The organism is Flavobacterium longum, from assembly GCF_965137575.1.
In the GTDB taxonomy this organism is placed as follows: Bacteria; Bacteroidota; Bacteroidia; order Flavobacteriales; family Flavobacteriaceae; genus Flavobacterium; species Flavobacterium longum.
This window is the reverse complement of sequence record NZ_CBCRZJ010000002.1, coordinates 162387-183535: the sequence shown is the minus strand read 5'-3', so window position 1 is coordinate 183535 and position 21149 is coordinate 162387. Positions and strand designations below refer to the sequence as shown.

Below are 21149 nucleotides of genomic sequence, written 5' to 3'. Positions count from 1 at the left end.
CCGAAATACCGAAAAACTCACTTTAAGCATCGGCCAAAATAGGCGATTACGTGTCGGTAAAATAACTGTTCCGTACGGTTTGTCGGATAAATTGTATAAATTTGACGCTTAGATAAAATTTGCCAAATAGTGAAAAAATATTGCCTCGTCCTGCTATTCTTTTCTTTGTCGGTTTCTGCCCAAATCGTTTTCGTTAAAACTTTCGGCGGACCGGGAAATGATCGCGCCAATTCGATGAAGAAAACATCTGACGGCGGGTTTATTTTTGCGGGTTCATCAGGGCAAGCAGGCGGTGATGTTACCCAGGAATTTCCCGGGCAATATATGTGGGTTTGGAAAACTAGTTCATCAGGTACTATTGAGTGGCAAAAATCATTATTATTGGGAACGTTCGGTTTCGACGAAGCATTCGATATCGTTCCTGTTGCAGACGGCTATGTTTTAGCCGGATCTGAAGTGTTCTCAGCTTATGTCGCAAATGCAGCGGCCATCAAACTCGACGCCGATGGCAATGTGATGTGGCACCAACAGTTTAACTCCGGACCTGCATCTACCGGCGGTCGATACATTCGACAACTTCCCGACGGTGCCTTTGTATTTACTGGAACTACGGCTCTTCCCCATTGCTGTTCGGAATTTTTTGTGAGGAAGTTGAATAGCGCCGGTGAATTAATTTGGTCACACAGTGGCGCGTCTTATACGGCTCAAACTTTAGCGATTTACCCGAATGGTGTTAGCTTATTTGTAACTACAGGGGTAGCAGGCTCTGTTCCGGCAGGTGCTTCGGTCAAAAAATACGATGCTAATGGATTATTGTGGAATTCCGTTTATTACCCGTCTGGTTTTTCTTACTACCCAAACAGTGTAATTCTCACCGATGACGGTGGGTTTCTGTTGGCTGGCAAAAACCTTAATGACGGTATTGTTACAAAGTTTGACAGTGCCAATGCCATAACATGGAATCATATTTACAATAAAAATGCGATAGACGAGATATCTTCGATCAAACCTACACCGGATGGCGGATACATTGCCGCAGGCACTTCTGATAGTGACATTTGGCTTTTGAAAATCACGGCTACCGGAGAGTTGGAATGGGAGCAAACTTTCGGTGGTTCGGGAATAGAAATCGTCAATGAAATAATCTCACTGTCCGATGGAACTTATATGATTTCTGGCTCAACAACCTCTACAGACGGCATTTTCTCACAAAACCATGGCGGTTCCGATGGTTTTATGCTGAAATTTAATCCAAGTTTGCTTCAGATTAGCGAACATCAACAACCATCACCTGTCATTTTTCCAAACCCCGTTGCAGACTTCGCAACCATACAAGTTCCCGACGATTTGGCATTTGAAGCCTCGGTTTACGACTTGACCGGAAAATTACTTCTAAAACAAAAATCTGATTCGACAATCGATTTGCGTTTACTAGCGTCAGGTGTTTACATTATCGTCATCCAAACCGAAGCGGAATCGTATCGTCAAAAACTGGTTAAGCGTTAATCGGAAAAGTCCGCCTTCAAAGGCGAAAACTCCATTTCCCGTTAGCAAAAAAATACTATCTTTACCCACTAAACGTTTTAAGCAAAAAGTTGTGCGCGTCACAACATCGAGATATTATGGCATGTGCAAGTTGTTCAACCGGTACCGGAGGCAGTCCGGCAGGTTGCAAAAATAACGGTACTTGCGGCACCGACAGCTGTAACAAACTGACGGTTTTTGACTGGCTCGCCAACATGAGCCTTCCTAACGGAGAAGCGCCTTTTGACTGTGTCGAGGTGCGTTTCAAGAATGGCCGCAAAGACTTCTACAGAAATACCGAAAACCTTTCCCTGAGTATCGGCGACATCGTGGCTACCGAAGCCTCGCCGGGACATGACATCGGCATCGTTACCCTGACGGGCGAACTGGTGAAAATCCAGATGAAGAAGAAAGGCGTGAGCCCGAAAGGCCATGAGGTCAAGAAAATTTACCGCAAGGCATCGCAAAAAGACATCGACATCTGGTCCAAATCGCGCGATCGCGAAGAACCGATGAAAGTCCGTGCCCGCGAATTGGCCATTGCGCTCAAGTTGCAGATGAAGATTTCCGACATCGAATTCCAGGGCGACGCGTCTAAAGCGACGTTTTATTACACCGCCGAAGACCGCATCGACTTCCGCCAGCTCATCAAGGATTTTGCGCGCGAGTTCAACATCAGGATTGAGATGAAGCAAATCGGTTTCCGTCAGGAAGCCTCGCGTCTGGGCGGTATCGGCTCATGCGGACGCGAACTGTGCTGTTCGACCTGGCTGACTGATTTCCGAAGCGTGAACACCTCGGCGGCGCGTTACCAGCAGTTGTCGCTCAACCCTCAGAAACTGGCCGGACAATGCGGCAAACTCAAGTGCTGTCTCAATTACGAGCTCGACACCTACATGGACGCGCTCGCGGATTTTCCTGATTTCGAGACGAAACTCCATACCGAAAAAGGATCGGCCATCTGCCAGAAAATGGATATTTTCAAAGGATTGATGTGGTTCGCTTACCCCGAAAATTTCGCGCAATGGCACGTCCTGAAGATTGAACAGGTCAAGGAAATCATTGCCGAAAACAAAGAAAAACGCAAGGTTACGGCGATTGAAGATTACGCCATCGAGGCCGAAGCGCCGGAAAAAGAATTCACCAACGCCATGGGCCAGGAAAGCCTGACGCGTTTTGACCAACCGAAAAAGAAGCGCAACCGCAACAAAAAACGCGGCGACCGCAAGGAAACCGCCGATGCCGGGCCACGACCGCCAAAACCGCAAGGCCAACGCGACAATCGCGAACCACGTGAAAACCGCGACGGACAACGTGAAAGGCAGCCGCGCCCGCAAGGCCAAAATCAAGGCGAGCGTCCGGAAGGCGACCGCAACAGAAACAAGAACAGGAATAAGAAAAGGCCAGATTCCAGAAGGCGTCCGGGCGATGAAAACAAAGGCAATTCCAATGAGCCTAAAGCATAGCGTATGGTTTCTTGTCGTCGCGATCCTATTGGTGTCTTGCGACAAGAACAGGGTTTTTGACGAGTACAAATCTGTGGACAACGCCTGGCACAAAGACAGCGTCGTTTCTTTTGATTTGCCCGAGCTCGACCCGGCCAAAACCTACAACATGTACGTGAACCTACGCGGCAACAACGACTATCCGTACAACAACATTTTCCTGATCGTTTCCCTGGATGAACCGGGCCGCGTCACCAAAGTCGATACCTTGGAATACGCCATGACCGACGCCGACGGCAACCTTTTAGGCAACGGTTTTTCGGACATCAAGGAAAGTGCGCTGGTGTACAAAAAGCGCGAAAAGTTCAAGAAAGGACAGTACAAAATCCACATCAGGCAAGCCGTACGCGAAACCGGTAAGGTGGCCGGCGTCAAGGAACTCAACGGCGTTACCGAAGTAGGCTTCCGGGTGGAAACAGCAAAATAAGCAATGACAACAACACAAATCAAGGACATCCATTACTACAAAAGGAAATTCTGGAGGATTTTCTTTTACAGCTTGGCGGGCATTCTGGTTTTCTTCCTTTTTGCTGCCTGGGGAATTTTCGGTCACATGCCTGATTTCGAGGAATTGGAAAACCCGAACTCGAGCCTGGCCACCGAAATCATCGGTTCAGACGGCGTGACCATCGGGAAATTCTACAACGAGAACCGGACGTCGATAAAATACCACGATTTGCCCAAACACTTGGTTGACGCTTTGGTGGCCACCGAAGACGAACGTTTCTACGAACATTCCGGCATCGATTTCAGGCGCACGACCACGGCCATGATGAGCTTAGGACAACGCGGCGGCGCGAGTACGATTACACAACAGCTCGCAAAGTTGCTTTTCCACGGCGAACGTTCCAGAAACCCAATCGTGGCGGTCGTACAGAAGGTAAAGGAATGGATCATCGCCACGCGGCTCGAAAGGCAGTACACCAAGAACGAAATCATCGCGATGTATTTCAACAAGGCCGATTTCGTGAACACCGCAGTTGGTATCCGGTCGGCGGCCAGGGTGTATTTCAACAAAGAGCCAAAAGATTTAACGGTTGATGAAGCAGCTATGCTCGTGGGCATGCTCAAAAATCCGTCGCTGTTCAACCCAATTAAAAGGTTGCAGAAAACGCAAGACCGACGCAATGTCGTGCTCAAACAGATGGTGCGCAACGGCAAATTAACCGAAGCCCAGAAGGAAAGCTACCAGAAAAAACCCATTGTGCTGGATTTCCATCCGGAAAGCCACGATTCGGGGACGGCGACTTATTTCCGGGAATACCTCCGCGATTACATGAAAGCCTGGATCAAGGAAAACAAGAAACCGGACGGCTCAGATTATGACATTTACCGCGACGGACTGAAAATCTATACGACGATTGACTCGCGCATCCAGCGTTACGCCGAAGAAGCCGTGGCGGAACACTTGCCGAACCTGCAACAGGAATTCGACAGCCAGCAAAAAGACAACAAGAACAGGCCATTCTTAAGGCTCAACGAAGCCGAAACGGAGAAGATTATGGCCCGCGCGATGAAAAATTCGGAGCGTTGGCGCGAGATGGAAGCCCAAGGAAAAAGCGAAGACGAAATCAAGAAATCGTTTAACGTGAAAACCAAAATGCGCGTCTTCACCTGGAAAGGCGAGCGCGACACGGTGATGACGCCGCGTGATTCCATACGGTATTTCAAACAATTCCTGCAAACGGGTTTGATGTCTATGGATCCGCGTACCGGCCATGTCAAGGCTTGGGTGGGCGGCATCAACTACAAGTATTTCCAGTACGATCACGTGGGCCAAGGCGCACGCCAGGTCGGGTCAACGTTCAAGCCGTTCGTGTATGCCACGGCCATCGAACAACTCAATTATTCACCGTGCGATTCCATCATTGACGCGCCATATACCATTCCGAAAGGACGCCATCACGTGACTGAAACCTGGACGCCGTCCAATTCGAATGGCGAATACCGCGGCATGGTGACGCTCAAGAAAGCGTTGGCGTTGTCCATCAATACCGTTTCGGCGAAATTGATCGACAAAGTTGGGCCAGAAGCCGTCATTGAACTCACACGCAAACTCGGGGTGAAATCCGATATTCCGGCGCAACCTTCAATTGCATTGGGCGCCGTTGAAATTACCGTACACGACATGGTGGCCGCCTACAGCACATTCGCCAACCAAGGGGTGTACGTCAAGCCGCAATTCATTGACCGGATCGAAGACAAAAACGGCGTCGTGCTGTTTGAACCCATACCTGAATCTCACGATGTATTGAACAAAGACATCGCGTTTGCCGTCATCAAATTGCTTGAAGGCGTTACCGAAAGCGGTTCGGGTGCGCGGCTCAGGACGCAAGGCGGCGGCCACGGTTACAACCGCGTCACGGGTTATCCGTATGTGTTCAAGAACCCGATTGCAGGCAAAACCGGAACCACGCAAAACCAGTCTGACGGTTGGTTCGTGGGCATGGTGCCAGACCTGGTGACTGGCGTTTGGGTGGGTTGCGAAGACCGTTCGGCCCGATTCAAAGGCTTGGTGTACGGCCAAGGCGCCACAGCAGCGCTCCCGATTTGGGGACTAATGATGAAGAAATGTTACGCCGACCCGGACTTGAACATCTCGACGAAAGATTTCGAGCGACCAGCCAACCTGTCTATAAAAGTTGATTGCTGGACGCCACCGCCGGCTGTTAGAGATTCAACGGCCGTACAGGAAGAACAAAGTACCGACGAATTTGAAATGTAACGCCGGGCTGCGTTAGCGATTGAAGCGAAAATCCTTTTGTAAACCCCAAAAGGTTTTGAAAACCTTTGGGGTTTACAAAAGATTGCAGCGGAAAGCGCGACGCGAGGCCACGAGCGGAACGCCCAAAACCATATGATCAATAAGAAAGTAAACTCCGTTTCTGACGCGCTCCAAGGCATTGAAGACGGCATGACCATCATGCTGGGCGGCTTTGGATTGTGCGGCATCCCTGAGAATTCCATCGCCGAACTGGTCAAGAAAGGCACGACCAACCTGACGTGTATTTCCAACAACGCCGGTGTCGATGATTTTGGCCTCGGGCTGCTGTTGCAAAAGCGCCAGATCAAGAAAATGATTTCGTCTTACGTGGGCGAAAACGCCGAATTCGAGCGCCAGATGCTTTCCGGCGAACTGGAAGTGGAACTCACCCCGCAAGGCACGCTGGCCGAAAAATGTCGCGCCGCACAAGCCGGCATCCCGGCGTTTTACACGCCCGCTGGCTACGGGACAGAAGTAGCGGAAGGAAAGGAATCACGCGAGTTCAACGGCAAGATGCACATTTTGGAACACGCGTTCAAGGCTGATTTTTCCATCGTAAAAGCCTGGAAAGGCGACGAAGCCGGAAATCTCATCTTTAAAGGAACGGCCCGCAATTTCAACGCCCCAATGGCCGGCGCCGCGAAAATCACGATTGCCGAAGTCGAGGAATTGTTGCCCGTAGGCAGCCTTGACCCGAACGAAATCCACATTCCGGGCATCATGATCCAAAGGATTTTCAAGGGCGAAACGTTTGAAAAAAGGATTGAACAACGAACGGTAAGGAAAAAGTAATTGGAAATCGGGCAATTTGAAAATTCGATAATTGCCCAGCTTTCAATCGCTAAAACCTTTTGAGACCCCGAATTTCAAATCTGCAGGCTGGATTAATTGCAACACGACGCACGACCCAGCCTGAACCCAAACCTGTAGAAGTAAAAAATAATTTGTTGATTTCGAAAATCACTTTCTTTTAAGGGAAGACTTATTTTCAAATTTCCAAATTCTCAAATTTCCAAAGTATTATGCTCGGTAAAGAAGACATCGCAAAACGCATCGCCAAAGAAGTCAAAGACGGTTACTACGTCAACCTCGGCATTGGCATCCCGACACTGGTGGCCAACTATGTGCGCACAGACATTTCGGTAGAATTCCAGAGTGAAAACGGCGTGCTGGGCATGGGTCCGTTTCCGTTCGAGGGCGAAGAAGACGCCGACATCATCAACGCCGGCAAGCAAACCATCACGACGCTACCGGGCGCGAGTTTCTTTGATTCGGCCTTCAGTTTCGGGATGATCCGGAGTCAAAAGGTTGACTTAACCATTCTCGGCGCTATGGAAGTCTCCGAAAACGGTGACATCGCCAACTGGAAAATCCCCGGAAAAATGGTCAAAGGTATGGGTGGTGCCATGGATCTGGTCGCTTCGGCCGAAAACATCATCGTGGCCATGATGCATGTCAACAAAGCCGGCGAATCCAAAATACTAAAACGTTGCACCTTACCGCTTACCGGTGTAGGCTGCGTCAAGAAAGTCGTCACAGAACTGGCCGTCATGGAAATCACGCCGCAAGGCTTTAAACTCCTGGAACGCGCGCCCGGCGTATCGGTCGAGCACATTATCGCTTCCACCGAAGCCGACCTGATCATCGAGGGCGACATTCCCGAAATGGTCATTTAAACCCAAAACAGCAGACATAGGCCGGACATTGTTCGGCTTTTTTATTGGGCGTTGCCTAACGGCCGCGCTATACGCTATTATCTTTTTTGGCGTAGGATTGTCTGCGCCGGTTGTTTCGAAAAGCCAAAAAAGGATAGACGCTGCTATCGCTAACGCGACACCGCCGCATCAGCGCCAAAAAAACAAGACTACCGACAGCACGGTGAGTCCGCCAACGCGAAACAACAGTTTCCGGAAAAAATCATCTTTTGATTTCGAATACATCACTACCGCAATGACCAGCATCGGCACCAAGCCCAACAGCCCAATCAGCAACATCGCCGCCGCGCCCGGCCAGTGCATGATACGAAACAACAACCCGATCATCGCGCACGCCATCAAATAACCTGTGAGCAGCGCCATGGCCACACGGACTGCTTTTGGCTTGTAAAAAGTCATGTCGTTCACAACAATCGGCACTTTCGGGTCAAACAAAAAATACGACCCAATCAAATAGAAAAATAGGGCCACCGAAAGCGACAAAACAGTAAGGATGTTACCGCCCGGAATATGCGCCAATTTGAGAACGTTGCCAATGAGGATCAATGCCCACAATATTACTTCTGCTTTCTTCATACCCCAAATTGCTGTAAATGATGGTCCAGATGGATGTACATCAACGAACCCCATTCCTCATGCGTCATCCGGCCAAAAAACGGGTGTTTGTCAATCGCAATGCTGTTCGTTCCTAGTTCGCCCAGGGTGGCCACCATAGCCAGCAACTGCTGTTTTTCCGTCTCGAAATCGGGCTCGTTTTTCACCCGGAACAACGGATGTGTGGGCGCATTTTTCCCGAAGCCGCGCATTTTGAGGAAATTGTTCTTGGCCATCTTACCGAACAGAAATCCCAAAAGGCCGCCTTTGAGCGGCAGCTTGCCGGTCATGACTTCAATCGGTTTCTGGCAATGTACCAGCATTTGAGAAACGGTCATTTTTCCCCACAACGGTTTTGATTCGGTCGTGAGTTGGCCGAGCCGTTGCGCGATGTCGAGATTGTCTTGTGGGTTGAAAATGTCTTTCATGATGCAGTTTTGGTTATCAGTATTTTCTTCTAAAAATGGGGTTGATTTGCCTTTTACCGTGTTTATCTGCTTGTTGCGGAAAAAACGCGGCCATTGCCCAAAACGACAGTAACTTGCGAAAGAAATCACCTTTTTCCCAAGCTGCCGTGAAAACAAAACTACTTTTTATTTTCGTTTTTTTCGCTGTTTTCTCCCAGACTTCCCGGGCGCAGGAATACCATCCGCTTTTGGAGAATATTTCTTGGGTCGTGAGTGATTGGGTATCGTGTTGCAGGCAGCCGTATGTGCGACAGATTGCACCGTCGGTCACGGAAGAAATGGGCACTTTCACGTACCACAAATTCCGGAATCCGTTCCCGTTTTCGGGCATCGATACCGTTTATGTTCGCGAAGACGTCGTGGAGCGGAAAGTCTATCGGCACCATCCGCAGCACGGCGATGTCCTGATTTACGATTTCAGCCTTGAAGACGGCGACCAGATCACGTTGGACATGTACAATATCTATGGCGAAATCACCTTTAATGTGGCCGTTGACGAAATCACCTGCAACGTAGGCAACCGCAAACGGATTGTCCTGTCAAGCGTCGAGCAATACAACGGGCATACGTTTCAGCAGACCTGGATTGAAGGTGTCGGATCTCCGGCGCATCCGCTGTATCCGGCGGCCAATATGTACAACGTGCTTTCTTCGGGCGGCGGCACGGTCTATACCACGCGGTGTGCGTTCCAAAACCAAGAGCACATTTACGGAAACCCGGACAATTGTGTGCAATATTTGTCGGCGTCAGGCATCGAAGACCAGCCCGCGCACGTGTCGGTTTACCCAAACCCATTTGCCCGGCAATTCACCATCGGTACCGATGTATATCTGGAAAACGCCACACTAAAAATCTTCAACCTGCAAGGTCAATTGGTGCGCGAAGCCAAAGTATCGGGTCAGGAAATCACCATCGATCGTAACGCGCTCGCCTCCGGATTGTATTTTGTGCAATTGACGCAACAAGGCCAAACCGTGTTCGTCGGCAAGATCATCGCGGAGTAGCGGTTGTCAACGCTTTCCCGTCTGAATGCCGTAAATTCTATCGGACGAAAAACCAACTCGCCACGAAAATAGCGGCAATCACGCAAATCAAATCCACGAGCAACATCGCGCCAAGCGTGTAACGCGTATTCTTTACTTTTATCGACCCGAAATAAACGGCAATCACGTAAAATGTCGTTTCGGCGCTGCACTGGAAAATACACACCAGCCTTCCGGTGAAGGAATCTGGCCCGAAGTTGCGCATGGCGTCAATCATGAACCCGCGCGAACCGCCAGAAGAGAATGGACGCAACATGGCCACGGGCAAGGAATCCGTGATGTCTTTGGCCACGCCTACCGAGGCAAAACCATACGCGATCCAGTTGGAAATGATCTCGAACAAACCACTGTTCCTGAACAACGAAATGGCCACCAACATACCCAATACATAAGGAAAAATCGTCACGGCCGTAGTCATGCCGTTCTTGGCGCCGTCCACAAACGAATCAAAAACCGTCGTGTCTTTCGCGACGAACTTCTTCTCGTTGATCCAAGCAAAAAGTAACGTCACGCCGATGATCGCGATGAGCATCATGCCTGATAAATTCCCGGTAAACGAATGCTTCTGGATAATGTCAAGGCTGTTGATGTAGAACATCAGACCTGTAATGGCGCCCACCAAAGCCATGAGCGTGGCTATAAGGGAAACGCTCAGAAAGTTGATGCGCTGGCGGATGCCGATGATTAGGAATGCGGCGATCGTCCCGATGAACGAGGTGATGATGCACGGCAACATGACGTCGGCCGGATTTGACGCGCCTTCCGCCGCACGGTAACCAATGATTGAAGTTGGAATCAAGGTCAGGCCCGCAGCGTGCAAACACATGAACATGATTTGCGCGTCTGACGCACGGCTTTTGTCCGGATTCAATTCCTGCAAACTTTCCATCGCTTTCAGGCCAAACGGTGTGGCCGCCGAATCGAGCCCGAGGAAATTGGCCGCGAAATTCAGCGTCATGTAGGAAATCGATTCGTGTCCTTTGGGTACGGTTGGAAAGACCTTAACAAATACCGGACTGAGTAATTTGGCGAGCTTTTCCGCGGCGCCCGAATCAATCAAAAGCTGCATCAGTCCGCAGAAGAAAACCAGATATGCCATGAGCGGCAAAATCAAATCAATCAGCGTAGATTTACACGTCGGCAGCAACCCGTCCGACTTTTGGACGCCGCTGTAGATCTGGACGGTCTGGTTTTTATAGACATATGTCGTATCGGCATCGGCCTTGACTTGGTTCAGGACGAACGTCTTTTCGTCGGACTTGTTGATGCTGTCCTGCAGCGCAACCGGCAAGTCTTTCAGGTATTTTTCTGAAACCAGCATCGGGTCGTCCTTCTTGCCGTTGAGGATGTAATCTATCGAATAGCTGTTGGAGAGCACCACGCCTGCAACGATGAACACGATGGAGGAAATAAAGATGACGAGCCAGAACCGGGAAAGTACCATAAGCGGAATTTTTGTAAATGTAGGATTTTGGGCGGAAAGAAGAAAGTCGAACGTCAAATGTCGAACGATGGCGACGATTGGATGTCTCGTTTGATGTTCGACGTTTGACGTTCGACGGGCTGCGTTAGCGATAGCAGCGAAAAACCCACAGCGAGGCACGAGCGAGGATTTGCAGCGAATAGCGCGGGCCGCAGGCAACGCCCTAAACATGCAAGATTTCGTCGTCCACCAGCAATTCTTCGCGGCGCAACCTAAGGAATACCTGGGCGACGGCAATGACGTCTTTCTCGCAATAAGTGACAATGCGGTCTATGTCTTTCTCAACATAATACACGTGGCCAACCTGACTGCCGTCGATGTCGCCTTTCGGGGACGGAATGCCCAATACTTTCGTGAGCAATTTCAACGACGTGAAATGTTTGTAGTCACCGAATTTCCAGAGTTCGAGCGTGTCCAGATGCGGCACTTCCCAGGGTTTTTTCCCGAACAGGTTGAGCTTGTCGGGCAGCGTAATCCCGTGGATGATCATGCGCCGCGCGATGAACGGCAAATCGAACTCCTTGGCGTTGTGGCCGCAAAGCAGGTGCTGCGCCTGCGAAAAATGATTGGTCATCAAGTTGGCGAAATCTTTTAAAATCTTGAACTCGTCGCCGATGAAAGACGTTACCCGAAAATGCCGCACATCGCCTTTATGGTTGAAATAGCCGCAGGAAATACAGATGATCTTGCCGAATTCGGCCCATATGCCGGCGCGCTCATAAAAGTCCTCGGGCGTGTATTCGTCGCGGCGCTGGTATTGGGTTTTCTGTTCCCACAATTGCTGCCAATCTTCGTCGAGGTTGCGGTAATTTTCCTCGGCCGGCACGGTTTCGATGTCGAGGAACAATATGTTGTCTAGCGGAATTTTATGGATCATCGCAAGTGAATTAACCCTGTAAAGTTAGCGAAGTTTCCCTGCTACAGCTACGGGAAAACCGTAGGAAATGCAAACAATCGAACGTGGGGAACAGCTGTAAACAAACGTTAAATAAAAGTAAAACTTTATTTATTGATAGTATTACTATTATTTTTGCAAGTGTAAAATCGAAAATATGCTTGCCAGTATCAAAATACAAGTCAGCCCGAAGATCTATCTGAAAGATCCAGAAACCAGTACGCTGGGGCAAAACATCATCCGGGAAAGTATTCACCTGATCGACGAAATCGGGTTTGAGCACTTTACGTTCAAGAAATTGGGCGAACGCATCCAGTCCAACGAAAGTTCGATTTACCGGTATTTCGAGAACAAGCATAAGTTGCTGGTGTATCTATCTTCATGGTATTGGGGTTGGATGGATTATCGCATCACGTTAGCCACCACAAACATTTCGGATGTCAGGGAAAGACTATCGAAAGCCGTGACGGTGGTAACCGAAAACATCAAGGACGACTCGGCCACCACGCACGTGGACGAATCGGTTTTGAGCCGCATCATCGTCATGGAATTCACCAAGACGTTTCTCACCAAAGAGGTCGATATTGAAAATCGAGACGGGTTTTTCTTGGTGTACAAACAGGTCATCAACCGACTCATCGCCTTGATTTCGGAAGCCGATCCAGACTATAAGTTCAGTAAAAGCCTCGCCTCTTCCATCGTGGAAGGTTCGCTCCACCAGCACTTCCTGAAAGACCATCTCAAGACCATCACCGATTGTTCGGGCCAAGTAAGCCCAACAGATTTTTACCTGGACCTCATTTCTAAAACACTCCGCTAATGTCACCCGCAAAAAGACTTTTAAACCTGTTAAAGCTCGATAAGAAAGACGTGCTGCAGATTTTCTTCTACGCCGTTTTTGCCGGAATCATCAGCCTTTCGTTGCCGCTGGGCATTCAGGCCATCATCAATTTCATCCAGAGCGGCCGCGTGAGCGTGTCCTGGATCGTATTGGTTTTTGTGGTCACCGGCGGCGTGGCCTTGGTTGGGCTGATGTCGCTCATGCAGCTGCGCATCACCGAAAACCTCCAACAGAAAATCTTTGTGCGTTCGTCTTTCGAGTTCGCGTACCGATTGCCCAAACTGCGGTTCAACCAATTGTACAACACGGCTTATCCGCCGGAACTGGCCAACCGTTTTTTTGACACTTTGACCATCCAGAAAGGCGTCTCTAAAATGCTGCTCGACTTTTCGGCGGCGTTGCTCCAAATCGGGTTCGGCATCATCCTGCTGTCTTTGTATCATCCGTTCTTCATTTTGTTCGGTGTATTCCTCGTCGTGCTTTTGTATTTGATTTTCAAGTTCTCGTACAATCCCGGTTTGGAAACGAGCTTGAACGAATCGAAATTCAAATACCGCGTGGCCGACTGGCTGCAGGAAATCGCGCGGAACAATTCCAGCTTCAAGACGCCGTTCAACTTCAATTTCGCACTCAAGAAAAACGACGGTTTGGTAGGCGGCTACCTGCAATTCCGGGAGAAACACTTTAATGTGATCAAGCGCCAATTCGTGCAGCTCATCACGTTTAAAATCATTATCACTGCCGGTTTGCTGCTCATTGGCGGCTATCTTGTGCTCGAGCAGCAAATGAACATCGGGCAGTTCGTGGCGGCCGAAATCGTCATCTTGTTGGTGATCAATTCGGTCGAGAAAATCGTCCTCGGGTTGGAAACGTTTTACGATGTGCTGACGGCAACCGAAAAAATCGGGCAAGTGGCCGACATGGATATCGAAGACGGCTACAAATCTGACGCGAAGCCAAGCAGGCGTAAGATTTCGCTGGAAACCGAAAGCCTGCGTTTCCGCTACCCGGGCGCGGCCAACGACTTGCTCAAGAACATCACGATAAGCGTGTCGCCGGGCGAGAAAATCATCCTCAAAGGCCGCAACGGAGCCGGAAAGACAACGTTAATAAGAATTTTGTCCGGTTTGCTCCAGCCGACATCGGGCGTGTTTTCGATCAATGCCGACACGTTCAAGAAAATCGATTTGCCGATGTACCGCTCCATGATTGGCACCATCGTTCACGGGGAAACGCCGTTTGAAGGCTCGATTCTTGAAAACATCACGTTCAACGATCCGAACATCAGTGCAGATGACTTGCGATGGGCGCTCGATGCCGTACAATTGACATCCTACATCAAGAGTTTGCCTGATGGCCTGGAGACCAAAATCCTGCCCGAAGGCAAGCAACTTTCCTCGTCGAACGCGCAGAAAATCCTGTTGGCGCGGTGCATCATCCGCAAACCGTCCATTTTGTTTTTAGAAGACCCGACAGACCGCATGGATGCAGATACCGCCGCCGAAATCATCGACTTCATCGCCTCGGGCCAGCATCCGTGGACGGTCATCGTTTCGTCTTCGAACCCGCATTGGGAAAAATGCTGCACACGACAAATCACGATGGAAAACGGAAAAATCATTAACGACATCCAGCAACCGCCATGTTAAATATATCGACCAACAAAAAAGCACACATAGACGCCGACGGTTTCGTGACGTTGCGCTACCTGAGCGCGCGGCCGCACTATCGGATCCTGAACAAAATCATCCTCGGCTTGGCCATTACCGCCGTGCTGGTGTTGTTCCTGCCTTGGACGCAGAACATTTCCGGCGCGGGCTACGTCACCACGCTCAAACCGGGCCAACGCCCACAGACCGTACATTCGGCCATTGCCGGGCGTATCGAGAAATGGTACGTACAGGAAGGCGACTATGTCAAGAAAGGCGATACGATTTTGTTCATTTCCGAAATCAAGGAAGATTATTTTGACCCGAACTTGGTTGAAAACGTAAAAGACCAGGTCGAAGCCAAGAAAAACGCGCTGCAATCCTACGACGGAAAAGTGGGCGCACTCGAATCGCAAATGGCGGCGCTGGGCAACGAAAAGAAGCTCAAACTGGAGCAAGCCGCCAACAAAGTCAAACAATCCATCCTGAAAGTCAAGAGCGACAGCATTGATCTGGAAGCCGTGAAAACGCAGCTCCGCATCGCCAACACGCAGTTTGACCGGTCGGTGCAACTCAACAAGGAAGGCTTGAAACCCTTGACGGATGTCGAGGAGAAACGCCTGAAATTGCAGGACGCGCAGGCCAAGATCATCACGCAGGAAAACAAGTTGCTCGCGGCCAAGAACGACCTCATCAACGCCCGCGTGGAAATTGGCCGCATCAACGCCGAGTACGCCGAGAAAATCTCCAAGTCCAGCAGCGACCGTTTTACCGCGCTCAGCAGCCAGTATGACACCGAAGCCCAAGTCAACAAACTGCAGAACCAGTACGTGAATTACAGCATCCGCAACGGTATGTACTACATCACCGCGCCGCAAAGTGGCTACGTGAACCGCGCCTTGCAGTCTGGTATTGGCGAGACGATAAAAGAAGGCACATCGGTAGTGAGCATCATGCCGGCGGCGTACGAAATTGCGGTGGAAACCTACGTGAACCCCATCGATTTGCCACTGCTCAAAAAAGGCGACCGCGTGCGCGTCTGGTTTGACGGTTGGCCTACGATCGTATTCTCGGGTTGGCCGGGCATGTCATACGGAACATTCGGCGGACGGATTGTGGCCATCGAGAATTTCATCAGCCCGAACGGCAAATACCGCGTCTTGATTGCGCCGGACAAAGCCGAAGCACCGTGGCCGAAACAACTCAGCATCGGAGCCGGTGCGCAAACCATCGCCTTGTTGGATACCGTTCCGGTCTGGTTCGAGATCTGGCGGACGCTCAACGGCTTCCCGGCCAATTATTACAAAGGACAGCAACCTGAAAAGGACAAAGAACAGAAATGATGAAGCATTTGATTTTGTTGTTCAGCGTAGCCATCGGTTTCGCCCAAACGCCTGAACCATTGGGCTATGGCGAGTTCCTCGGCTATGTCAAGAAATACCATCCGATGGTGCGGCAGGCCAACCTGGAAATCACGGCGGCGGAAGCGGCACTCATGGCGGCGCGCGGCGGTTTTGACCCAAAGATCGAGGTGGATTATGAAAGCAAGGAATTCAAGGGAACCGAATACTATTCGCTGCTCAACAGCAGTTTCAAGATTCCGACGTGGTACGGCGTAGAATTCAAGGCTGGGTTTGACAACGCCGAAGGCATGTACGTAAATCCGGAACACGTAACGCCCAATTCGGGACTGACGTCGTTCGGGGTAACCGTTCCTATCGGGCAAGGTTTGTTCATCAACCAGCGCATGGCCGACGTGAAAGCCGCCAAGGCCATGGTGCAACTCGGGCAGGCCGAACGGAATTTGCGCGCGGCCGCCGCCATTTATGAAGCCTCGAAAGCGTATTTTCATTGGAAACGCTGCTATGACGAAGCCGAACTCTACAAAACGTATCTCGATGTCGCGCAAACGCGGTTCGTCGGAATCCGAAAACTCATCGAGGCCGGAGACAAACCTGCGATTGACAGCGTCGAGGCCGGCATCATCGTCAAGAACCGCAAGCTGTCGTTTAATGAATCGCAACTGAAATTGACCAAGGCAAGGCTTGAACTGTCAAACTTTTTATGGATTGAACAAGTGCCGGTCGTGTTGGCCGATAACGTCGTCCCTGAAGCCAGTATAGAAACGTCAGTCGTGGATGCATTGGGTTTGGCTTCGTCGTTGACCGCTACACCTTCGGTTGAAAATCATCCCAAAATCACCGCGTTGCAAAGCAAACAGGACGTGCTGGATATCGAACGCCGATTGAAAGCGAACATGCTCTTGCCGCGCATCGACGCGAGCTACAATTATTTGTCTGAACCGTCGTATATCGACAATTATCGCTTCGAGGATTACAAGGTCGGGCTGAACGTGAGTTTCCCGTTGTTCCTGCGAAAAGAACGTGGCGGGCTGAAACTGGCCAAAGCCAAGCTCGAAGACAACCGGCTGGAACTCGCCCAACAGCGGCTGGAACTGCGCAACAAGATTACGGCACAACAAGCTGAGATTGCGCTCGTGGCCGGGCAAAAGGAAACCGTCGCCGATTTGGTGAAAGACTACACGCGCATGCTGGAATCTGAGGAGCGCCTTTTTTCGGTGGGCGAAAGCTCGGTGTTTTTGATCAATTCGCGGGAAAACAGCCTGGTGAGTGCGCGGTTGTCGCAAATCGATATGGACAACCGTTACCTGATGAGTTACGCGGAACTCTACAAAACACTGGGCGCGCCCGGATTGTAATTACAATTTCAGGAACATGTAGCCGCCTTTTTCGGCACCCCAAACCTGTTTGCCTTCTTTGTCGAAACCTTGATCCCAGGACACGATTTTCCCTGGCGTAATGGTCACGACCGATGTGGCGTAACTTGCGCCGCGCAATTCACTTGGGCACGTGCCTTTTCCGGTGCTGCCGCTGTAGGTGTCTTTCCCGGTTTTGGTCAGGACGACTTCGCAACCTTGCTTGAGTTCGATATCGGCGACTGGCATGGCGTCAAAGGCTTCGGGCGTGGTCCATTTGCCGATCCAGTCCTTTTCGTTCTTGAGCGTATAGACTTCGCTGATGAATTTGCCGTCTTTCTCCACCAATCGGTAAATGCGCACGCGGTACGGCTTGTCCAACTTGGAAGCGATGGCCTGCTCCACATACAGGTAATGCCCGCGGTCTTTCCAGATGGGCGTCATGCGCAGGCTGATGTTGTAATAGTTGGCGCTGTCTGCCTTGGATTGCGCTTCGGACGAATAATGGCCTTGCATAAGCTGTTGCAAGGCATCGAGGGATTTGGATGATTGTTTCGATTGCGCGGTCAGGGAGCAAGCGGTGAGCAGCAATAGGAATAAATATTTTTTCATGACGGTTCGTTTGGGCAAAGCTATTTATTTTTCCGATGGAAAACATTTATATTCGCCGCAAACCTCACGCAATGAAATTGACCCGAATCCTTTGGATGGTTGCAATCGCTTGTATCGGCTGCGCCAAGGAAAAATCGGCACCGGAAACGAAAACCGCCGAAACCGTACAGTACAGCCAAACCCAAGAAGCCGAAGACATCCGGCAACCTGAGCAATTCATCCCGGACGGCTTTAGATTGTTTGAACAGACCGACGGCGACCTCAATAAAGACGGCCTGCCAGACCGCGTCCTCATCATCAAGGCGACCAATCCAGACAGCATCGTGCCCAACAGGAACGACGAAAAGGTGGACCGCAACCGCCGCGGCATTTTGGTGTTGTTCAACAGAAAGAACGGTTACGTTTTGGCCGCAACAAACAAAACCTGTTTCTCCTCAGAAAACGAAGACGGCGGTGTGTATTATGCGCCTGAAATGGCGGCAACCATCAAAAACGGGAAACTCTACATCGAATATGCGCACGGCCGCTACGGTTACTGGAGCTATACGTTCCGCTACAACGGCAACGACTTCGACCTTATCGGCTATGATTCGAGCGACAACCACGGCCCAATCACCAACAGCGAGACCAGCATGAATTTCCTGACGCACAAGAAATGCGTATCGGTGAACATCAACCGCGACGATCCGGACGCCGATGAAAAGTTTGAGCAGCATTGGACGGCCTTGGAAAAACTCCCGCCGATGCAATTGTCGGCCATCAAGGATTTTGACGAGATCAGCTTTGCGGCTTACGATCCAGACGAAGAATGACGTTAAAAATGGTTTAACAGAGATGACTTTTCGAATCGAGGCTTCTTTATTAGGTCCAATATTAAGTAAGCGATGATTAGCAAAAAAAAAAAGCGCCGAAAGGCGCTTTTCACAACTTCTATAACTAAAACTTAATTCAAGTCAAAACGGTCGGCTTCCATAACTTTCACCCAAGCCTTGACGAAGTCGTTCACGAACTTCTCGCTGGCGTCGGCTGAACCATAGACTTCGGCCACGGCGCGCAATTCTGAATTCGATCCGAAAACCAAGTCGGCGCGCGTTGCCGTCCATTTCACGAATCCGGTGCTGCGGTCGCGGGCTTCGTACAATTCCTTGTCTGCGGTACGCGCTTTCCACTGCACGCCCATGTCGAGCAAATTCACGAAAAAGTCGTTGGTGAGTTGCCCTGCCCGATGGGTGAATACGCCGTGTTTCGAGCCGTCGTAATTGGTGTCGAGCACGCGCATCCCGCCGAACAATGCCGTCAACTCCGGTGCGGTCAGGTTGAGCAATTGCGCCTTGTCGATGAGCATGGCTTCGGTCGAGGCTGGCAATTTCCCCTTGCGGTAGTTGCGAAAACCATCAGCCATCGGTTCCAGATAGCCGAAAGATTCCACATCGGTTTGCGCCTGCGAGGCATCGGTTCTGCCTGCGCGGAACGGCACCGAAATATGGTGCCCCGCTGCTCTTGCCGCGATTTCGACCCCGGCGTTTCCGGCCAGTACGATAACATCGGCCAGCGAAACATATTTGCCCGAGGCATTAAAATCCTGCTGGATGCTTTCCAATTTCGAGAGCACTTTCTGCAACTGCGCCGGATTGTTCACTTCCCAATCTTTCTGCGGTGCCAGCCTGATGCGTGCACCATTCGCGCCGCCGCGTTTGTCTGAACCGCGGAACGTCGACGCAGATGCCCAAGCCGTTGACACCAATTCTGAAACACTCAGCCCGGAATCGGCGATCTTTGTCTTGATGGCCATAGCGTCGGCTTCAGAAATGAGCGGTTGTTTCGCCGCTGGCAGCGGATCTTGCCAGAGCAATTCTTCTTGCGGCACTTCCGGGCCGAGGTAGCGCGACTTCGGACCCATGTCGCGGTGCGTCAATTTGAACCACGCGCGGGCAAAAGCGTCGGCGAACTGGTCCGGGTTTTCAAGGAAACGACGCGATATTTTTTCGTATGCGGGGTCAAAACGCAAAGACAAATCCGTGGTGAGCATGGTAGGCACTTTATTCGGGCCGCCGAAAGCATCCGGGATAATCGCCGGAGCGTTCTTGGCTACCCATTGGTGCGCGCCGCCCGGGCTTTTACTGAGTTCCCATTCAAACCCGAACAGGTTTTCAAAGAAATTATTGCTCCATTGGGTCGGTGTGGTTGTCCAGGTGACTTCCAGCCCAGAGGTAATCGCATCGGCACCTTTCCCAGAACCGAAGCGGTTGTGCCAGCCGAAGCCTTGCAGTTCGAGGTCGGCGCCTTCGGGTTCTACCTCAACATGATCAGACGTTGACGCGCCGTGCGTCTTCCCGAACGTATGTCCGCCGGCAATAAGCGCTACGGTTTCTTCATCGTCCATCGCCATACGGGCAAACGTGACGCGAATGTCGTGGGCCGCCCTAATCGGGTCGGGGTTGCCGTCCGGGCCTTCCGGGTTGACGTAAATCAAGCCCATGTGCGCGGCCGCCAACGGTTCTTCCAGCTTGTAGGAATGGGTTTGTCCATCGGCGTCCTGATCAGACGGCAGCACGCCTTCGCCTGTCTCGCCTTGCACGCCACGGCCGTATCTGTCATCGTTGCCGAGCCAAGTATTTTCATTTCCCCAATAAACAGATTCGTCCGGTTCCCACACATCGGCACGCCCGCCGGCAAACCCGAAAGTTTTGAAACCCATCGATTCCAGCGCGACGTTTCCGGCCAAGATCATCAAATCGGCCCAGGAAATCTTCTTGCCATATTTCTGCTTGATCGGCCAAAGCAACCGGCGCGCTTTGTCCAAGCTGACGTTGTCCGGCCAGCTGTTGAGCGGGGCAAAACGTTGCATACCCGCACCCGCACCGCCGCGTCCGTCGTGTACGCGATAGGTTCCCGCGCTGTGCCAGGCCATCCTGATGAACAAGCCGCCGTAATGGCCAAAGTCTGCCGGCCACCAATCCTGAGAATCGGTCATGAGTACGGTTAGATCTTGCTTTAAGGCGTCAAGGTCTAAGGATTTGAAAGCTTCGGCGTAGTTGAAGTCTTTGTCCATCGGGTCGGACGCCGAAGAATTTTGCCGAAGGATGTTTAGTTTGAGTTGGTTAGGCCACCAATCCTGGTTTCTGGTGCCCGAACCCGCCACAGCGTGCTGGCTGTGATACGGGCATTTACTGATGTCATTTGAATTTCCCATGTTGTTCTATTAGTAATGAGTTGGTTGAGGTTTATAAAGTTAAACCTTTAATGGCTCGCCTTGAACAACTTGTAATGGTAAATTCTATTTGTTGATAGGATTTGGCAATAAATGATTGGGGCGTTGCCTGTGGCCCGGGCTGTCCGCT

At 50.9% G+C, this 21149-nt stretch carries 18 protein-coding genes; 12 read left to right on the top strand and 6 right to left on the bottom strand.

Annotated features, from left to right (window positions below; genetic code table 11):
- The first annotated feature begins 129 nt into the window (after positions 1 to 129).
- The 6 genes from ACM9J1_RS03840 (at position 130) to ACM9J1_RS03815 (ending at position 7469) form a co-directional block, all read left to right on the top strand.
- On the top strand, positions 130 to 1506 hold the full coding sequence (locus tag ACM9J1_RS03840) for a T9SS type A sorting domain-containing protein (protein WP_415580617.1): 1377 nt from the start codon (positions 130 to 132) through the stop codon (positions 1504 to 1506).
- Positions 1507 to 1622: 116 nt separating this feature from the next.
- On the top strand, positions 1623 to 2990 hold the full coding sequence (locus ACM9J1_RS03835; RefSeq protein WP_415580616.1) for a PSP1 domain-containing protein: 1368 nt from the start codon (positions 1623 to 1625) through the stop codon (positions 2988 to 2990).
- Positions 2974 to 3456 carry a gliding motility lipoprotein GldH gene (locus tag ACM9J1_RS03830; protein WP_415580615.1) on the top strand — a complete coding sequence of 161 codons (483 nt, stop codon included), beginning with the start codon at positions 2974 to 2976 and terminating at the stop codon, positions 3454 to 3456. Before ACM9J1_RS03835 ends, ACM9J1_RS03830 begins: the two co-directional genes overlap by 17 nt.
- Before the next feature lie 3 nt (positions 3457 to 3459).
- Positions 3460 to 5754, top strand: a complete 2295-nt coding sequence (locus tag ACM9J1_RS03825; RefSeq protein ID WP_415580614.1) for a penicillin-binding protein 1A — start codon at positions 3460 to 3462, stop codon at positions 5752 to 5754.
- 132 nt (positions 5755 to 5886) lie between these two features.
- Positions 5887 to 6585 carry a CoA transferase subunit A gene (locus tag ACM9J1_RS03820; RefSeq protein ID WP_415580613.1) on the top strand — a complete coding sequence of 233 codons (699 nt, stop codon included), beginning with the start codon at positions 5887 to 5889 and terminating at the stop codon, positions 6583 to 6585.
- 230 nt (positions 6586 to 6815) lie between these two features.
- Positions 6816 to 7469: a CoA transferase subunit B gene (locus tag ACM9J1_RS03815; protein ID WP_415580612.1), complete on the top strand. Its 654-nt coding sequence runs from the start codon at positions 6816 to 6818 to the stop codon at positions 7467 to 7469.
- A 168-nt stretch (positions 7470 to 7637) separates the two neighbouring features.
- On the opposite strand, the gene ACM9J1_RS03810 is transcribed toward ACM9J1_RS03815, so the two are convergent.
- Together ACM9J1_RS03810 and ACM9J1_RS03805 are read right to left on the bottom strand one after the other, a co-directional pair.
- Complete coding sequence (locus ACM9J1_RS03810) at positions 7638 to 8084, bottom strand: GldL-related protein (RefSeq protein ID WP_415580611.1); 447 nt, start codon at positions 8082 to 8084, stop codon at positions 7638 to 7640.
- Positions 8081 to 8530 carry a DUF1569 domain-containing protein gene (locus tag ACM9J1_RS03805; RefSeq protein ID WP_415580610.1) on the bottom strand — a complete coding sequence of 150 codons (450 nt, stop codon included), beginning with the start codon at positions 8528 to 8530 and terminating at the stop codon, positions 8081 to 8083. The genes ACM9J1_RS03810 and ACM9J1_RS03805 overlap by 4 nt, the downstream gene beginning before the upstream one ends.
- Before the next feature lie 146 nt (positions 8531 to 8676).
- Between ACM9J1_RS03805 and ACM9J1_RS03800 the strand changes: the two genes are divergently transcribed.
- Entirely contained in the window at positions 8677 to 9573 is an 897-nt protein-coding gene (locus tag ACM9J1_RS03800; RefSeq protein WP_415580609.1) for a T9SS type A sorting domain-containing protein, read from the top strand.
- A 37-nt stretch (positions 9574 to 9610) separates the two neighbouring features.
- Here the strand turns inward: ACM9J1_RS03800 and ACM9J1_RS03795 are convergent, their stop codons facing one another.
- Both ACM9J1_RS03795 and ACM9J1_RS03790 read right to left on the bottom strand, forming a co-directional pair.
- On the bottom strand, positions 9611 to 11056 hold the full coding sequence (locus ACM9J1_RS03795; RefSeq protein ID WP_415580608.1) for a nucleoside recognition domain-containing protein: 1446 nt from the start codon (positions 11054 to 11056) through the stop codon (positions 9611 to 9613).
- Positions 11057 to 11258: 202 nt separating this feature from the next.
- Positions 11259 to 11972: a 3'-5' exonuclease gene (locus ACM9J1_RS03790; protein WP_415580607.1), complete on the bottom strand. Its 714-nt coding sequence runs from the start codon at positions 11970 to 11972 to the stop codon at positions 11259 to 11261.
- A gap of 166 nt (positions 11973 to 12138) precedes the next feature.
- Here ACM9J1_RS03790 and ACM9J1_RS03785 point away from each other — a divergent pair, with 166 nt between their 5' ends.
- Genes ACM9J1_RS03785 through ACM9J1_RS03770 form a run of 4 tightly spaced genes read left to right on the top strand, consistent with a single transcriptional unit; the run spans position 12139 to position 17199 of the window.
- Complete coding sequence (locus ACM9J1_RS03785; RefSeq protein ID WP_415580995.1) at positions 12139 to 12810, top strand: TetR/AcrR family transcriptional regulator; 672 nt, start codon at positions 12139 to 12141, stop codon at positions 12808 to 12810.
- Positions 12810 to 14480: a peptidase domain-containing ABC transporter gene (locus ACM9J1_RS03780; protein WP_415580606.1), complete on the top strand. Its 1671-nt coding sequence runs from the start codon at positions 12810 to 12812 to the stop codon at positions 14478 to 14480. Before ACM9J1_RS03785 ends, ACM9J1_RS03780 begins: the two co-directional genes overlap by 1 nt.
- Complete coding sequence (locus ACM9J1_RS03775; protein ID WP_415580605.1) at positions 14474 to 15823, top strand: HlyD family secretion protein; 1350 nt, start codon at positions 14474 to 14476, stop codon at positions 15821 to 15823. Before ACM9J1_RS03780 ends, ACM9J1_RS03775 begins: the two co-directional genes overlap by 7 nt.
- Entirely contained in the window at positions 15823 to 17199 is a 1377-nt protein-coding gene (locus ACM9J1_RS03770; protein WP_415580604.1) for a TolC family protein, read from the top strand. The genes ACM9J1_RS03775 and ACM9J1_RS03770 overlap by 1 nt, the downstream gene beginning before the upstream one ends.
- Here ACM9J1_RS03770 and ACM9J1_RS03765 read toward each other — a convergent pair whose 3' ends face one another.
- Positions 17200 to 17808 carry a chromophore lyase CpcT/CpeT gene (locus ACM9J1_RS03765; protein ID WP_415580603.1) on the bottom strand — a complete coding sequence of 203 codons (609 nt, stop codon included), beginning with the start codon at positions 17806 to 17808 and terminating at the stop codon, positions 17200 to 17202. It lies immediately after the preceding gene.
- 71 nt (positions 17809 to 17879) lie between these two features.
- On the opposite strand from ACM9J1_RS03765, the gene ACM9J1_RS03760 reads away from it, so the two are divergent.
- Positions 17880 to 18620: a hypothetical protein gene (locus ACM9J1_RS03760; RefSeq protein ID WP_415580602.1), complete on the top strand. Its 741-nt coding sequence runs from the start codon at positions 17880 to 17882 to the stop codon at positions 18618 to 18620.
- A 131-nt stretch (positions 18621 to 18751) separates the two neighbouring features.
- Here ACM9J1_RS03760 and katG read toward each other — a convergent pair whose 3' ends face one another.
- Complete coding sequence (katG, locus tag ACM9J1_RS03755; protein ID WP_415580601.1) at positions 18752 to 21001, bottom strand: catalase/peroxidase HPI; 2250 nt, start codon at positions 20999 to 21001, stop codon at positions 18752 to 18754.
- Positions 21002 to 21149 lie beyond the last annotated feature (148 nt).

What these genes read in the sequence shown, in the direction of transcription:
- ACM9J1_RS03810 (WP_415580611.1), bottom strand. Translation starts at nt 8,084, where the DNA reads ATGAAGAAAGCAGAAGTAATATTGTGGGCATTGATCCTCATTGGCAAC.
- ACM9J1_RS03795 (WP_415580608.1), bottom strand. Translation starts at nt 11,056, where the DNA reads ATGGTACTTTCCCGGTTCTGGCTCGTCATCTTTATTTCCTCCATCGTG.
- ACM9J1_RS03830 (WP_415580615.1), top strand. Translation starts at nt 2,974, where the DNA reads ATGAGCCTAAAGCATAGCGTATGGTTTCTTGTCGTCGCGATCCTATTG.
- ACM9J1_RS03760 (WP_415580602.1), top strand. Translation starts at nt 17,880, where the DNA reads ATGAAATTGACCCGAATCCTTTGGATGGTTGCAATCGCTTGTATCGGC.
- ACM9J1_RS03815 (WP_415580612.1), top strand. Translation starts at nt 6,816, where the DNA reads ATGCTCGGTAAAGAAGACATCGCAAAACGCATCGCCAAAGAAGTCAAA.
- ACM9J1_RS03790 (WP_415580607.1), bottom strand. Translation starts at nt 11,972, where the DNA reads ATGATCCATAAAATTCCGCTAGACAACATATTGTTCCTCGACATCGAA.
- ACM9J1_RS03835 (WP_415580616.1), top strand. Translation starts at nt 1,623, where the DNA reads ATGGCATGTGCAAGTTGTTCAACCGGTACCGGAGGCAGTCCGGCAGGT.
- ACM9J1_RS03765 (WP_415580603.1), bottom strand. Translation starts at nt 17,808, where the DNA reads ATGAAAAAATATTTATTCCTATTGCTGCTCACCGCTTGCTCCCTGACC.
- ACM9J1_RS03805 (WP_415580610.1), bottom strand. Translation starts at nt 8,530, where the DNA reads ATGAAAGACATTTTCAACCCACAAGACAATCTCGACATCGCGCAACGG.
- katG (WP_415580601.1), bottom strand. Translation starts at nt 21,001, where the DNA reads ATGGGAAATTCAAATGACATCAGTAAATGCCCGTATCACAGCCAGCAC.
- ACM9J1_RS03825 (WP_415580614.1), top strand. Translation starts at nt 3,460, where the DNA reads ATGACAACAACACAAATCAAGGACATCCATTACTACAAAAGGAAATTC.
- ACM9J1_RS03770 (WP_415580604.1), top strand. Translation starts at nt 15,823, where the DNA reads ATGAAGCATTTGATTTTGTTGTTCAGCGTAGCCATCGGTTTCGCCCAA.
- ACM9J1_RS03775 (WP_415580605.1), top strand. Translation starts at nt 14,474, where the DNA reads ATGTTAAATATATCGACCAACAAAAAAGCACACATAGACGCCGACGGT.
- ACM9J1_RS03780 (WP_415580606.1), top strand. Translation starts at nt 12,810, where the DNA reads ATGTCACCCGCAAAAAGACTTTTAAACCTGTTAAAGCTCGATAAGAAA.
- ACM9J1_RS03820 (WP_415580613.1), top strand. Translation starts at nt 5,887, where the DNA reads ATGATCAATAAGAAAGTAAACTCCGTTTCTGACGCGCTCCAAGGCATT.